The organism is Acetobacter fabarum (assembly GCF_040702925.2).
Classification (GTDB): domain Bacteria; phylum Pseudomonadota; class Alphaproteobacteria; order Acetobacterales; family Acetobacteraceae; genus Acetobacter; species Acetobacter fabarum_B.
Genome location: NZ_JBFCXX020000062.1, coordinates 1 through 373, shown reverse-complemented (window position 1 = coordinate 373; position 373 = coordinate 1). Strand labels below are relative to the sequence as shown.

1 protein-coding gene is annotated in these 373 nt (G+C 57.9%); it reads right to left on the bottom strand.

What is annotated here, in order from left to right:
* Nucleotides 1–160 precede the first annotated feature (160 nt).
* Nucleotides 161–373: hypothetical protein (locus AB2L51_RS15095; protein WP_475557852.1), on the bottom strand; the 213-nt coding region annotated here is incomplete at its 5' end.

Genomic DNA, 373 nt, shown 5'->3' with positions numbered 1-373 from the left:
GTCCTGGCCAGCATGGTGCGCGGGTACGAGTAGGGTCATTGGCCACTGCAAGGTCTGAAGGCACGGACGGGCATCAATAGCGCACCCCCGACCCGCGACACAAGTCGTCCCGGGTCATAGCGTGCGGAGCATCCAGGACGGATCCGCCATCCCGCCTGGATCAGAACTGGTATTTGACCAGAAAACTGAAGACGCTCTGGTCGGTATGGAAGGCCTGGCTGTCCTTGATGCCGTACTTGTCCGACCAGTAATCGTATTCGGTACCCACATAGAGGTGCTTGGCGTCATAGCCCAGCGCCTTGCCCAGGTCATACTTGATCTGCGGATTGACGTGCAGGTTGGCGTGATAACTGCCTTTGTTGTTGATCACCCA